This is a genomic window from Streptomyces sp. NPDC053474, assembly GCF_044544845.1.
GTDB lineage: Bacteria > Actinomycetota > Actinomycetes > Streptomycetales > Streptomycetaceae > Streptomyces.
Window position 1 is genome coordinate 127,355 of the sequence record NZ_JBITXV010000016.1, and the last position, 13,246, is coordinate 140,600.

A 13,246-nucleotide genomic window follows, 5' to 3' on the forward strand; every position below is an offset into this window, starting at 1 on the left:
TCACGCCGTCCCTCACCTCACCCCGGGGGAAACGCGGTGTGTGGCGTCGCGGTTCCACGGCGTCACGTCAACGTTCCGCCGTGGAATCGGAGTTGACCAGCGGGAACCGATCGGCGGGCGCGCCGGTAGCGGCCGCCGGTTCCGCGCGGCGCGCCCACAGCGCGGCGCCCGCGAGCAGGACGGCGGCACCAAGGAGCCAGCGCGCGGGCCCGGCGGGCAGGAAACCGGCGATCAACCCCGTGAGCGCGCCGACCAGTTGCAGCGCGAGGGACTGGACGGAGAGGGCGGTGGCCCGGCCCTCGCTCGGCACGCGGCGGTGCAGCAGCTCGTTCTGGCTGGGGTTCGCCGCGCCGAGGCCCAGGTACACGAGCGCGTAGCCACCCACCGCGAGCAGCACCGGGGCCGGTCCTGTGGCGGTCGCCGTGACCGCGAGCAGCAGCAGACCGCCCCCGGCGGCGCCGAGGCAGAGGAGGACGGCGCGCTCCCCGCCACCGGCGACGCGGGCCACGGGCGGGGCGAGCTGGCTGCCGAGGGCCGAGCAGAGGTATCCGGCGCAGGCGAGCCCCGCGAACACCACCGCTCCCGACTCCGCCGCGCCGGTCAGGTCCGCGGCGCGGCCCGGCGTGAGCAGCTCGACGGTGACCAGGGCGCTGCCCGCCGCGCCCGCGCTGAGCACGACCCGGCGCACCAGGGCGTCGCTGCCGCCCAGGCGCATCCCGGCGACGATGGTCCCGGGGACGCCGCGCAGCACGCCCCGGAGGGTGGCCCGCGGGCGGGGCGGCTCGGGCAGGGCGGTCAGGACGTACACGATGAAGGCGAAGGCGACGCCCACGCCGAGCAGCGCCGGTACGGACAGCGGCAGGACGAGCCCCGACGTGGCCCGGTCGAGGCGGGCGCCGAGGTCGGGGCCGAGCCCCAGGAGCCAGGGCAGCGACCCGCCGACGAGCGTGCCGACCGCCAGGGCGACGGAGGAGGCGGTGGCGCCGCGCGCCAGGCCGGTGCGCAGCTCGGCGTCGGGCCCCGCGCTCGCCTGCACGGTGTCGACGTACCAGGCCTCGGCGGGGCCGCTGGACAGGGCGCGGCCCGCTCCCTTGAAGGCCATGGCGAGGGCGAGCACCCAGGCGGTGGTGCCGAGCGCGTGCAGGGTGAGCGCCACCACGTCGAGTACGCCCGCGGCGGCGAGTACGGCCTTGCGGCCGAGGACGTCCGCGAGCCCGCCGGTGGGCAGTTCGAGCAGCGCGGCGGTCAGCGAGTGCGCGGCGACGCAGCCCGCGACCGCCGCGAGGGCGAGGCCCCGCTCGGTCATCAGCGGGACCATCGGGGCGATGGCGAGGCCCAGCGGCAGCCAGAAGAGGCCGCAGGCGATCACGTATCTGCGCCGGGCGCCGCAGGGGTCGAGGGGTCGGCGGACCGTCATGACACGCCCCCGCTGACGTTCCGGTGCGTGCCGGAGCCGCCGCGTCCGCCGGGGCCGTCCGGCTCGTCACCGCGGGCGGCGTCCGGTCCGTACGTCTCCGGGTCGTCAGGTCCGTACGCCTCCGGGTCGTCCGGTCCATACGCGCCCGGATCCTCAGGCCCGTCGGACGCGCCTGCGGCGTCGCCCTCCGCCGGGCCGGGTCCGCTGTCCTCGGCGGGTGCCGGTGTCGCCACCGGCAGGGTCGCGGCGAAGACCACGACCTGCTCCGCGCCCGGGTCCGCTGCGTCCCGTGCGGTCAGTTCCGCGAGCTTGCCCTCGAAGGCCTGCCACAGCTCGGCCAGGGAGGCGGCGGTCAGGCGCGGCATGAGGTCGGTGATCCCGGCGTGTTCGCGCCACTCGGGCCCGAAGCGCCCGGCGTCGAGGTCCCGCTCGTGCCGGGCCAGGGACCGGGTCAGATGGTCGATCTGGCGCCGGGCCATGCTGCTCCGGAAGGCGCGGCCCTCCGGCGAGGCGTCCATGTCCGCGTTGTTCCAGCTGGTGACGGCGTGGACCGACCGCCAGCGCCGCTCGCGCCCGTCGCGGTGCTCCGCCTCGGCCACGAATGCGTACTTCGCCAGGACCCGCAGGTGGTAGCTGGTGGAGGCGGACGACTCGCCGGTCTTGACGGCGAGCTCGCTCGCGGTCGCGGGGCCGTCGGCGCGCAGCAGGCCGAGCAGCCTGATGCGCAGGGGGTGGGTGAGGGCCTTGAGGGCGGCGGCGTCCCGCTCGGGGTCGAGGATCCGGTGTTCATCAGCCATACGGGGAGGCTAGGCCGCCACGCACACTTTCCCAAATAGTTTTTGCAGAATTTTCTTGGGGAAATCTTGGCGCGAGCGGACGGACCGGCAGGACGCAGGGCGGCCAGGAGGGCTGTGAGGGCAGGAGAGCCGGGGGGCAGGAAAGGCGGGGGGCAGGAGGGGCCGGGGAGGCGAGAGGGCCGGAGATACAGGAGGGCCGGGATCGTACGGCGTACGAGACGGCACGCACCCCGCGCCATGGGGTCGGCGCGGGGTGCGTGGGACGTGCGAGCGGATGCCGTCAGTCGATACCCGGCAGGATGTGCGGCTCGGCGAGGTCGTCCTCGTAACCGGCGAGACGGATCGGGGCCGCCTTGGCCCAGGCCTCCAGGTTGCGGAGCTGCTTCGGGCGGCCCGCCCGCTCACCGCCGGTCTCGGCCTGCCGCTTCTCCTGCTTCGTCAGATCTGGTGTCACCGCGCACTCCTCTGTGTCGCGTAGCGGACAAACGATGCCTCATTGCTTTCGCTGTCTTCGCGGTCGCGGTGGCGCCGGGTTCGGGCGGGATCGCGGCCGTGGTGGCGAGCCTGTCCCGGGACGGCAGCGAGGCGGTGGTGGATGCCTTCCAGCCGTCCGTTCGCACCAGATTAACCAAATGAGCGGCGGTCTGCTCGATAGCGCTAGACCTAAGGGGTGACTTCCGGACATCTCCCCGCGAGGAGACGCCCCGTCAGCCGAAGGAGGCGCGCGCCGCCCTTGACGCGGGGGCGGGTGCGCGGTGCGTCGGCGTCACCACTTGCCGGGCGCGTAGTCCTTCAGGAAGACGCCGTACACGTCGTCGCCCGCCTCGCCGCGTACGACGGGGTCGTAGACGCGGGCCGCGCCGTCGACCAGGTCGAGCGGGGCGTGGAAGCCCTCCTCGGCCAGGCGCAGCTTGTCGTAGTGGGGGCGCTCGTCGGTGATCCAGCCGGTGTCGACGGAGGTCATGAGGATGCCGTCGGTCTGGAACATCTCCTGGGCGCTGGTGCGGGTCACCATGTTCATGGCGGCCTTCGCGGCGTTGGTGTTGGGGTGGCCCGCGCCCTTGTAGCCGCGGCCGAACACGCCCTCCATCGCGGAGACGTTGACGACGTACGCGCGCTTGCTCGGCGCCTTGCGCGCCGCCTCGGCCATCACCGCGCGCAGCTTGCTGATGAGGATGAACGGCGCCGTGTAGTTGCACAGCTGCGTCTCGAGCAGCTCCACCGGAGAGATCTGCTCGATGGACTGCACCCAGGTGTTGCTGTCCACGACGTCCGGCACCAGGCCGCCCGCGTCGATGGCGCTGCCGTCGCGGTGCCGCTCGACGCTGGCGTTGCCCGCGACCAGGGCGAGGTCGGCGACCTGCTGCGCGTCGAGCCCGGTGACCCCGACGGGCAGCGCGGCGAGGCCGTCCACCGCGCCGGAGTTGAAGGCGCCGATCACGTGGTGGGCGGGGAGCTCACCGGCGGGCAGCGGAGCGCTCTCGCCCTCGACGAGCGCGGCGTAGGCGGAGGGCAGCCGACGCACGGTCTGCGTGGCGTTGTTGATCAGGATGTCCAGCGGGCCCCGCTCGGCGACCTGCTCGGCGAGGGCCACGGCCTGCGCCGGGTCGCGCAGGTCGATGCCGACGACCTCCAGGCGGTCGATCCAGTCCGCCGAGTCCTCCATGGCCTTGAACCGGCGGATGGCGTCCTTCGGGAAGCGCGTGGTGATCGTGGTGTGGGCACCGTCACGCAGCAGCCGCAGCGCGATGTACATGCCGATCTTGGCGCGGCCGCCGGTGAGCAGCGCGCTCTTGCCCGTGAGGTCGGCGCTGGCGTCGCGCTTGGCGCGGTTCAGGGCGGCGCACTCGGGACAGAGCTGGTGGTAGAAGTAGTCGACCTCCACGTACCGCGTCTTGCAGGTGTAGCAGGAGCGGGGGCGCTGGAGTATCCCCGCGAGCTTGCCCGCCTCGGTGACCGACGACGGCAGGATGCCCTCGGTCTCGTCGTCGATGCGCTGGGCGGAGCCGGTGGCGGTGGCTTCGGTGACGGCCTTGTCGTGGGCGGTCTTCGCGGCCCGGCGCTCCTGGCGGCGGCGCTGCTTCACGGTGCGGTAGATCCCGGCCGTGGCCCGGCGCACGGTGATCGCGTCGGGGTGGTCGACCTCCAGCTTGTCGAGCTCCTCGAGCACGCTGAGGCAGACGGCGAGACGCTCGGGGTCGATGCCCGGACCGTACGCGTCGGCCCCGGCGACGGCGCCGGTGCCTTCCTGTTGGCTCTCGTCTGTGACCGTCATCGCCGCTGTCGTTCCTCATCGCGCTCGTGCCGCGGCCCGTCTGGGGTCGACCGCGGATGCTCCAAAAGCGGAACTTTACGTAGCGCGGGGGCCCGGTATCAAACTCGTTCGGTCGTCGCAGGCGGCCACGAGCCCGGCGAGCTCCGCGCGGACGCAGCCCGCGAGCCGCTCCAGGTCCGGCACGGCCGCCGCGTCGGCGACGAGGCCGTAGTGGACGCGGCCCCGGTAGGTGGAGACCGCGACGGCCAGGGCCTGGCCGCGCGCGAGCGGGGCGAAGGGGTAGACCTCGGTGAGCGGGCAGCCGCCCAGGGCGAGGCCCAGGCTCGGCAGGGGCACGCTGGTGACGAGGACGTCGAAGAGCAGCCGGGCGGCGTGGGCGACGGCCGGGCCGCCGACGCGGTGCCCGAGCGGCGGCACGTGGTCGGCGAGCAGCGCGACGGCACCGGCGCCGCGCAGGGGCCCCGCGTCCTTGTTGCGGTCCATGGCGGCGCGCACGGCGGCCACGCGCGCCAGCGGGGCGGGTTCGTCCACGGGCAGCCGGACCAGATAGCCGGAGAGGCGGTTGCCCTGGGGGTGGGCGGTGCGCGGGCGGCGGCGCGACACGGGGACGAGGGCGCGCGGCGCGACGCCCGCGCTGCCGTCGCCGCGCTCGTCGAGCCAGCGCCGCAGCGCCCCGGCGACGACGGCGATCAGGACGTCGTTGACGGTGCCGCCCGCCGTCTTGCGTACGCGGTGTACGTCGTCCAGGTCGAGCAGGACGCCCTCGGTGCGGCGCGTGCCCGTGGGCCGGGAGGTGAGGGCGGCGCAGGAGCGCGTCCCCCAGGTCGCGCGGGCCACCGACGCGCCGATGCCGAGCGCCCGGCCGACGTCACCGGCGGCCGACCGCAAGGACCCGGCGGCGGACCGCAGGGATCCGGCGGCCCGGCCCGGCACGGCGGCCGCGCGGCCCGGTGCGGCGGCGGCCAGACCGGGCAGTGCGCGCGGATCGAGGGCGCGCCACCACGGCGGGCGCGGTGCGGGGCGCGCGGCGGGGACGGCCGGGGGCTCGGCGCGCGCGGCCTGGTCCATGACCGCGGCCGCGAGCGTGAGGGCCCGCAGCCCGTCCGCGAGCGCGTGGTGGAACTTGAAGAGCACGGCGAAGGACCGGCCGTCCGTACGGGGCAGCACATGTGCCTCCCACGGCGGCCGGTCCCGGCCCAGGGGCCGCTGGAGCAGCGCGCCCGCCGCCGCCTGGAAGTCCCGTACGGGCGCGGCGAGCCGCACGTGGTCCAGCGGGTCGAAGCCGGGCACGGGGTGCCGCGCGGCGCCGCCGAGGGGCAGCAGCACCTGCCGGATGCGCAGGCGCAGGCCCGGTACGGCGGCGGCGCGCGCGGCGAGCAGCTCGGCGGCGTGCGCGGCGGCCGACGGCGAGTCGGCCGCGAAGACGCCCAGGGCCCCCAGGTGCATGGGGTGGTCGGCGGACTCGATGCTCCAGAAGGCGAGATCGAGGGGTGCGAGCAGGTCTGAGCTCTCAGAGGTCATGGCTTGCTCTCGCGTCGATGACGGGGAGCAAGCAGCCAATCACCCTCTGACAATTACGGTCAAGTACGATCTAGATACGTGCAGTTACCGCCTCAGAAAGGCCCGCCCACCCCTCGGTCCTCGGCTCACACCGTCCTGGCGAGGCGGTCCGCGAGCAGCTTGGCGAAGCGCGCCGGGTCCGCCAGGTCGCCCCCTTCGGCGAGCAGGGCGGTGCCGTAGAGGAGCTCGGCCGTCTCGGTCAGCTCGGGGGCGTCGGCACGCTGCTCGTGCGCGGCCTTGAGGCCGGTGACCAGCGGGTGCTCGGGGTTCAGCTCCAGGATGCGCTTGACCGGCGGGACCTCCTGGCCCATCGCCTTGTACATCTTCTCCAGCGTCGGCGTGAGCCCCTCCGCGTCACTGACCAGGCACGCGGGCGAGCTGGTGAGGCGGGTGGTCAGCCGGACGTCCTTCACGTCGTCGAGGGTCTCCTTGAGCCAGCCGAGCAGCGGCGCGTAGGTGCCGGACTCCTCCTCCGACAGCTCCTCGTCGGCGGGCAGGTCGACCGCGCCCCGCGTGACGGACTGGAACTCCTTGCCGTCGTACTCCCGCACGCCCTCGACCCAGATCTCGTCCACCGGGTCGGTGAGCAGCAGGACCTCGTACTCCTTGGCCCGGAAGGCCTCCAGGTGCGGGGAGTTCTCGACCTGCGCGCGGCTCTCGCCGGTCATGAAGTAGATCTTGTCCTGGCCGTCCTTCATCCTGGCGACGTAGTCGGCCAGGGTGGTGGGCTCCTCGCCCGCGGTGGAGGAGAAGGACGCGATGTCGAGGAGCGCCTTGTGGTCCTCGGACCCGTCGAGCAGGCCCTCCTTCACGGCGGGGCCGAACTCGCGCCAGAACGTGCGGTATTTCTCCGCGTCGTTCTTCATGAGGTCCTTGACGGTGGACAGGACCTTCTTCGCCAGACGGCGGCGGATCAGCTGGATGTGCCGGTCCTGCTGGAGGATCTCACGCGAGATGTTCAGGGACAGGTCGGCCGCGTCCACGACCCCCTTGACGAAGCGCAGGTGGCTGGGCAGCAGCTCACGGGTGTCGTCCATGATGAACACGCGCTTGACGTACAGCTGGACGCCGTGCCGGGCGTCGCGCTGGAAGAGGTCGTGCGGGGCGCGCGAGGGGATGAAGAGCAGGGCCTCGTACTCGAAGGTGCCCTCCGCCCGCATCTGGATGACCTCGAGCGGGTCCGCCCAGTCGTGGCTGACGTGCCGGTAGAACTCCCGGTACTCCTCGTCCTTGACCTCGGAGCGCGGCCGCGCCCAGAGCGCCTTCATCGAGTTGAGGGTGTCGTCGCCCATCCGGATGGGGAACGAGATGAAGTCCGAGTACCGCTTGACGATCTCCCGGATCTTCCGGTCGTCGGCGTAGTCGTACAGCGCGTCCTCTTCGTCCGCGGGACGCAGGTGGACGGTGACCGCGGTGCCTTCCGGCGCGTCCTCGACGGTCTCGATGGTGTACGTGCCGTCGCCGTCCGACTCCCAGCGGACGCCGCCCTGCGCACCGGCCGCGCGCGTGAGCAAGGTGACCTTGTCCGCGACCATGAACACGGAGTAGAAGCCGACGCCGAACTGGCCGATCAGCTCGGCCGACTCCTTGTTCCCGCCGTTCCCGCCGTTCCCGTCGTTCCCGCCGTTCCCCTTGTTCTCCTTGAGTCGGCGCAGGGTCTCGGCCGTGCCGGACCGGGCGATGGTGCCGATCAGCCCCACCACGTCCTCGCGGGACATGCCGATGCCGTTGTCCCGCACGGTCAGGGTGCGGGCCTCACTGTCGGCCTCGATCTCGATGTGCAGGTCGTCGGCCCGCAGCGCTTCGTCGGTGAGTCCCGCGAGACGCCGTTTGTCAAGGGCGTCGGAGGCGTTGGAGATGAGCTCGCGCAGGAAGATGTCCTTGTTCGAATAGATCGAGTGGACCATCAACTGGAGGAGCTGCCGCGCTTCTGCCTGGAACTCCAGCGTCTCGGTGCTCATTACGTCCCTTCGCTCTGTCTGATGTGCACAGGTCGGTCACAGGATGCGCGCGTACGCGCCACCGAAATCTGACACATCGACAACCGCACGGACAAGCGCACGCGGCAGGCGACGGGCCCTCCCCCGGCCCGGTCCGGGCGGCGGACCGGGGAGGGAGGGCCCGACGCCTCACTCCGCGACGTACGTGCGCTGGGTCCACACGAAGACGCGCAGCTCACGGTCGTCGACACGGGTCGTCTCGGAGCTGGCCTCGAAGTGTTCGTAGCGGTTGCCGCACAGCACCTTGACCTTGTCCACGCCGAGGTCCGGCAGATAGTGCAGTCGGTCCTCGTCCGTGATCAACGAGCGAGAGCCGCCGCTCAGGAAAACGTTGGGAGTGCCTTTGTCGACCATGCTCATCCTCACCTTCCGGGCTAGCGGTTCCGGTTGTCGCGCTGAACTTGCGTTTCCAGGACTGTGGTTGCGCCGGGTGGCCGCCCGCGGCGACCTGTTCCCGCGCGGGTGGCGAAGGCCGTGAGGGGATCAGTGGAGGGCCGGGTGCGACGGGGGGCACACCCGGCCCTGGTCTGTGGGGAGCGCTCGCGCACCGACGTGACCTGTCGACCGTCAGCACTCACGCGGTCCGCCGGTGGGTCAGCTCAGCGGCGCGGCAGGGCGGACGTACGGTCTCTCGTGCGCATTCGGCTTCCGTTCACCATTTCCGGCCTCGAATTCGGCCGCCGGTCGCGACCGCGCGAACGACTCCGGAATACGGAGATCAGTCACCTGCGGGAAGACGTCTTCCCTGCCGCGCTCCCGTGCGACGAAGGCGTGCCCACGCAGCCCGTCACTCCGGATCACTCGGCCCACGGCCATCCCCCACCCCCGCTCCTTCCAGGAACTGCCGCCCAGCGTACGCGGAGCGTACGGGCAGCGGTATAGGTCCCGGCGTCCATATCTGGCCTCGGTATCAGGTCTACCAAAGCTAGTAGACCTGTTGCTCGTCGTGCAGGGTCGGGCGCGCACGCGCCCCCGCGCGCCGTCGGGACTATCAATTCTGATGATGGCGTGCCGCACGGGGATTCGGGATGGTGGAGGCGACCCACGGTTCACCGGCCGTCCCCGCCCCGAAGGAATAGCGAGGTGCCGCCTTGAGTGTCGTCCTTCTCCTCAACGGGCCCAATCTGGGTGTGCTGGGCCGACGCGAGCCCGAGATATACGGCACGGATACGCTCGCGGACATCGAGGCGGCGGTCGCCGAGGAAGTCGGCGTCCGGGGCTGGGAAGTCCTCTCCCTCCAGCACGACTCGGAAGGCGATCTCGTCGGGGCGATCCACCGGCACGGCCCGAGTACGGTCGGGGCCGTCGTCAATCCGGGTGCCCTCATGATTGCGGGATGGAGTCTGCGCGATGCCCTCGCGAGCTACGCGCCGCCGTGGGTCGAAGTGCATCTCAGCAATGTGTGGGCCCGCGAGCAATTCCGCCACGAATCGGTGATCGCGCCGCTGGCGAGCGGGGTCGTGGTCGGCCTGGGGGCCTTCGGCTACCGCCTGGCCGCCAGGGCCCTGCTGCATCTCACCGCGACCGCGCCGCGCGGCCCTCAGCGGCTGAACGGCGAGGTGGGCGGGGTCAGGCCCTAGCGGAACCCCGGTTACGGCGAGTCGCGCGCCCCGGCCGACGGCACGGAGCCGAGCCGGAATCCGATGCCGCGTTTGGTCTCGATCCAGTCGTAGGATCCGAGCTTCTGACGCAGCGCCCCGATATGCACGTCCAGGGTGCGCGTGGAGCCGAACCAATGCTCGTTCCACACCCGCGCGATGATGGCCTTGCGGGTGTGCAGGGTATCGGGGTCCTCCATCAGCATGGAGAGCAGGTCGAACTCCTTGGGGGTCAGTCTGACCGGCCGCCCGTCCAAGGTCACGTCCCGATTGCGCGGATTCAACCGCAGCGGCCCCGCGACGAGTATCTCGCCCGCCGGGGCGGACGGCCCCGGAGCGTTCCGGCCGACCGGACAGGAAGAGGAGCGCCGCATGACGGCGTCCATGCTCGCCTGCAACTCGTGGAGCGAGTCGGATTTCACCACGCAGTAATCCGCACCGGCGTTCAGGGCGAGCACCCGGTCGATCTCGTTGGCACAGGCACCGACAATGATGATGGGCACGGACGCCTGATTGCGGATTCTTTTGCACACCTCGTGGCTGTCCATGCCGGGGGTGGAGGAGTCGAGCAGCAACAGATCGAAGTCTCCGAAGCTCTCCAGGGCCTGCGCACCGGTGGGCACCGAGATGACGAAGTACTTCGCGGGGAGCGGTGGGTGGTGCAGGGCAGTGCTCAGACGCGCATCATCGCTGACCAGCAGAACGCGTGTGGATGGCTTTCCCAAAACGCTTCCCTCCTGAATTGCCGTGGACCTGCCCGACTCCTCTTGCTGCGCTCTGGACTACCCGCCCCCTATTGATCCGACCTGAAGACCTACCCGGCTGCTATTGCTCCGAAACGGTAGCTGTTCTTCCGGCTTGGATTTTTCGTGAGTGAACTGGCGGGATATGTGGGGCAGTTGGCGTCCACGGCACGGCAGGAGCCCCGGACACGGGGGCCGTCGACGACATCGGGGGTTCGCACGCGCCCTCCGGTGGCCACGGGCCCTGGGGCGCCGCCGCGGGACTCGCCGCAGCGCTCCCCCGGCCACCCCGCGGGCTACTTCACGCACAAGGCCCACCTCGTCCTGGACGGTCACTCCGCACACGGCCACCGCGAGGTCCGCCCCCGAGGCACCCGCCGACCCGGCCGGGTCGCACCGCGCGCCCCACCACCCCACTCGCGCCCGGACGGGACACCCCGGCGTGATCACGCAGGCACCCACCGTGCCACAGCAAGATCATCCTGCAAAGACCCCGAGAGCCCCTATCCTCACGCGATCCGACCGCCCCCCACATGCCATCTCGGGTGCGGTGGGCGCGAATGTGGGGGTTACTCACCCGTAAGTCCACGTGCGGCCGCTAAGGTAAGAATTCGGCCACAGCAAGAAATGGGCCACGGGAAAGCCGCACCCGGGAAGATCGCTGCAAAGCCGGTCAAATCGCAGACGACACCACGGGACCCCTGTCACAGCTTTGAAATTATGCTTCATCTCCGCTGAAGTGCTCCTGCACTTCAGGGGCTTAACGTTGGATCATCGGAACATGTCAGATGCAACATGAGCCCCCGCCCCCTTCCGGCCGGTCCCTCCTCATCGGCACCGACCGGTGCCGCCCCTACGGCATGTCTGCCCGCGTCGCGGCGACGAAGTCGACGCCGCGCGGTAGTCGACGAGGCGTCACATAGGGGTGGTGCGCGCCCCCTTGCGCGCCTGCTCGCCATAAGCGTTCCTGCGCATACTTTCCCGTGGCCGGCGCGGCCGGAGCGGCACACCGGCCACGCGGCGTCAGTGATGAGCCAATGATCAGTGCTGGGCCAATGACAGGAGATGTGATGCTCGATTCACCGTTCCGCCTGCAGCTGCCGCCCTCCCTCTACGTCATGGGGGCCTGCCACAACAGCTCCTGCGAAACCGTTCAGCTGGCCACGCTCTCCTTTTCCGCCTGGTCGCGCGGCGATCTCACAGAAGGACTGCGCCTCGCGGAAAGAGCCGGAAAAACAAAACCGCGGTGCTCGGGGAATTGCGTGGGCCTCGCCAGGATCTGGCACTCCGCACTCCTGGTGAGAATCCGGGAGCCCGCGGCCGGGGCGCGCGTGCTCGCCGGTGTGGAGGAGACGACGGTCAGCACCGCGGAGACCGGCGGCCTCGTCGCGGCCTCCCTGACGTGCGCGGCGGAACTCGCCTTCACCCAGGGGGACATCGACACCGCCGTCGACCTGGCGGCCCAGGGCGTGCGCGAGGCCCAGCAGCTCGGCCTCACCTGTCTGCTGCCCGAGGCGCACGCCGTGATGGCGCTCAGCGCCCTCCGGCAGGGCGACATGAGCGTGAGCTCGGACTTCGCCAACCAGCTGCGGGACGACGCCCTGCTGGGGCAGACGATCCACCGCCCCAGCCAGTGCGCCTGGGCGGCGGCCCAACTCCTGGAGGTGCAGGGCGGCGCGACGAGCGCCGCCCATCTCGTCGTCGGCATCATCACGGACGACCAGCTCGTCCTGGAGCTCCTGGCCGCGCAGCCGGCGGCCGCCGCCTGGCTGGTCCGGGCGGCGCGGAAGCTGGGCGACGAGGTCCTCGCCAAGCGGGTGACCGCTGAGGCGTCCGAACTCGCCGCGCGCAACCCCGGAATCCGTTCCGTGGAAGCGGCGGGAACCCATGCCGAAGGACTCCTCGCGGAGAATCCCGAGACCCTCATCACCGCGGCCGAGAGCCATCGGGACGCGTGGGCGGGAGCGTCCGCCCACGAAGACGCCGGAAAGCTCCTCGCGGACACCCGGCAGGAACGGGACCGGGCCGTGGAAATCCTGGAGAGGGCGGTGGACGGATACTCCAAGTCCGCGGCCCCGCGCGATGCCCGCCGGGTCGTCAGCAGGCTCCGTTCCCTGGGAGTGCGGCGCGGTCGCTATCCGCAGTACGCCACCCACGACAGCGTGAAGATCGGCTCTCTCACCAATTCGGAAGTGGCCGTGGCCGAGCTGGTGAGCCAGGGATTCACGAACTCCCAGGTCGGTGAGCGCCTCTTCATCTCCGGCCACACCGTGGCATTCCACCTCAAGAAGATCTTCCGCAAGATGAATGTGGCCTCGCGCGTCGAACTCACCCGCACGTGGAGCCGGATATCAAGTGCCGATTACTGAATCCAGCGCCGCTATTCGACGTCCGGTGGTAACGTTACCCGGCTGCGGGCCGGAGTAGCGCATCGGAAAGAGGAAGTGTCCCGCGCGGGGCACGGACGGATTTCCCCCCGTTCGTGCCGTGCGGTCAACGGGGCACTTCCGCGAGGCAATTCACCGTGCCCCGGAGGCAAACCACCATGAAGATCATCGCGGATGCCGGTCAATGCGTCGGCTCCGGCCAGTGCGTGTTCACCGAACCGAGCCTGTTCGACCAGAGCGAGGACGAGGGCACGGTCGTCGTGCTCGACGCCGAGCCCGCGGGCGACCTCCTGCGGCGCAAGGCCCGCGAGGCCGTCGACAACTGCCCGGCCCAGGCACTCTCCCTCGTCGAGTGAGCCGCCCGGCGGCCTATCAGATCGAGGGGTGCCCAGCGGGTCGGGCCCGCCCTAGTCTTCGAGGAACGAGCCCGCCCCTTCCACTCGGCGCCGCACGGCGGGGCCCCTCGTGT

General features: G+C 71.3%; 11 protein-coding genes. 3 read left to right on the plus strand and 8 right to left on the minus strand.

Features of this window, described 5'->3' with window-relative positions; all coding sequences use genetic code 11:
* Positions 1 to 67 precede the first annotated feature (67 nt).
* From ACIG3E_RS32115 to ACIG3E_RS32145, 7 genes are all read right to left on the minus strand, one after another.
* A complete protein-coding gene (locus ACIG3E_RS32115) occupies positions 68 to 1,417 on the minus strand; it encodes an MFS transporter (protein ID WP_399623078.1) in 1,350 nt (449 codons plus the stop codon).
* Complete coding sequence (locus ACIG3E_RS32120) at positions 1,414 to 2,214, minus strand: helix-turn-helix domain-containing protein (protein ID WP_399623079.1); 801 nt, start codon at positions 2,212 to 2,214, stop codon at positions 1,414 to 1,416. The genes ACIG3E_RS32115 and ACIG3E_RS32120 overlap by 4 nt, the downstream gene beginning before the upstream one ends.
* 280 nt (positions 2,215 to 2,494) lie before the next feature.
* Positions 2,495 to 2,668: a hypothetical protein gene (locus ACIG3E_RS32125; RefSeq protein WP_172381448.1), complete on the minus strand. Its 174-nt coding sequence runs from the start codon at positions 2,666 to 2,668 to the stop codon at positions 2,495 to 2,497.
* A gap of 312 nt (positions 2,669 to 2,980) precedes the next feature.
* Positions 2,981 to 4,489 (minus strand): SDR family NAD(P)-dependent oxidoreductase, encoded by a 1,509-nt coding sequence (locus tag ACIG3E_RS32130; protein ID WP_399623080.1) that lies wholly within the window; start codon positions 4,487 to 4,489, stop codon positions 2,981 to 2,983.
* Positions 4,490 to 4,564: 75 nt separating this feature from the next.
* Complete coding sequence (locus ACIG3E_RS32135) at positions 4,565 to 6,010, minus strand: wax ester/triacylglycerol synthase family O-acyltransferase (RefSeq protein ID WP_399623081.1); 1,446 nt, start codon at positions 6,008 to 6,010, stop codon at positions 4,565 to 4,567.
* Between the two features lie 125 nt (positions 6,011 to 6,135).
* Positions 6,136 to 8,010, minus strand: coding sequence for a molecular chaperone HtpG (gene htpG / locus ACIG3E_RS32140; RefSeq protein ID WP_399623082.1), 1,875 nt, complete (start codon positions 8,008 to 8,010; stop codon positions 6,136 to 6,138).
* Positions 8,011 to 8,178: 168 nt separating this feature from the next.
* Positions 8,179 to 8,403, minus strand: a complete 225-nt coding sequence (locus ACIG3E_RS32145) for a DUF5988 family protein (RefSeq protein ID WP_242726957.1) — start codon at positions 8,401 to 8,403, stop codon at positions 8,179 to 8,181.
* A gap of 737 nt (positions 8,404 to 9,140) precedes the next feature.
* On the opposite strand from ACIG3E_RS32145, the gene ACIG3E_RS32150 reads away from it, so the two are divergent.
* Positions 9,141 to 9,629 (plus strand): type II 3-dehydroquinate dehydratase, encoded by a 489-nt coding sequence (locus tag ACIG3E_RS32150; RefSeq protein ID WP_399623083.1) that lies wholly within the window; start codon positions 9,141 to 9,143, stop codon positions 9,627 to 9,629.
* An 11-nt stretch (positions 9,630 to 9,640) separates the two neighbouring features.
* Here ACIG3E_RS32150 and ACIG3E_RS32155 read toward each other — a convergent pair whose 3' ends face one another.
* Positions 9,641 to 10,372, minus strand: a complete 732-nt coding sequence (locus ACIG3E_RS32155; protein ID WP_399623084.1) for a response regulator transcription factor — start codon at positions 10,370 to 10,372, stop codon at positions 9,641 to 9,643.
* Positions 10,373 to 11,652: 1,280 nt separating this feature from the next.
* Between ACIG3E_RS32155 and ACIG3E_RS32160 the strand changes: the two genes are divergently transcribed.
* Both ACIG3E_RS32160 and ACIG3E_RS32165 read left to right on the plus strand, forming a co-directional pair.
* Entirely contained in the window at positions 11,653 to 12,759 is a 1,107-nt protein-coding gene (locus tag ACIG3E_RS32160; RefSeq protein WP_399623085.1) for a LuxR C-terminal-related transcriptional regulator, read from the plus strand.
* A gap of 176 nt (positions 12,760 to 12,935) precedes the next feature.
* A complete protein-coding gene (locus ACIG3E_RS32165) occupies positions 12,936 to 13,133 on the plus strand; it encodes a ferredoxin (protein WP_399623086.1) in 198 nt (65 codons plus the stop codon).
* Positions 13,134 to 13,246 lie beyond the last annotated feature (113 nt).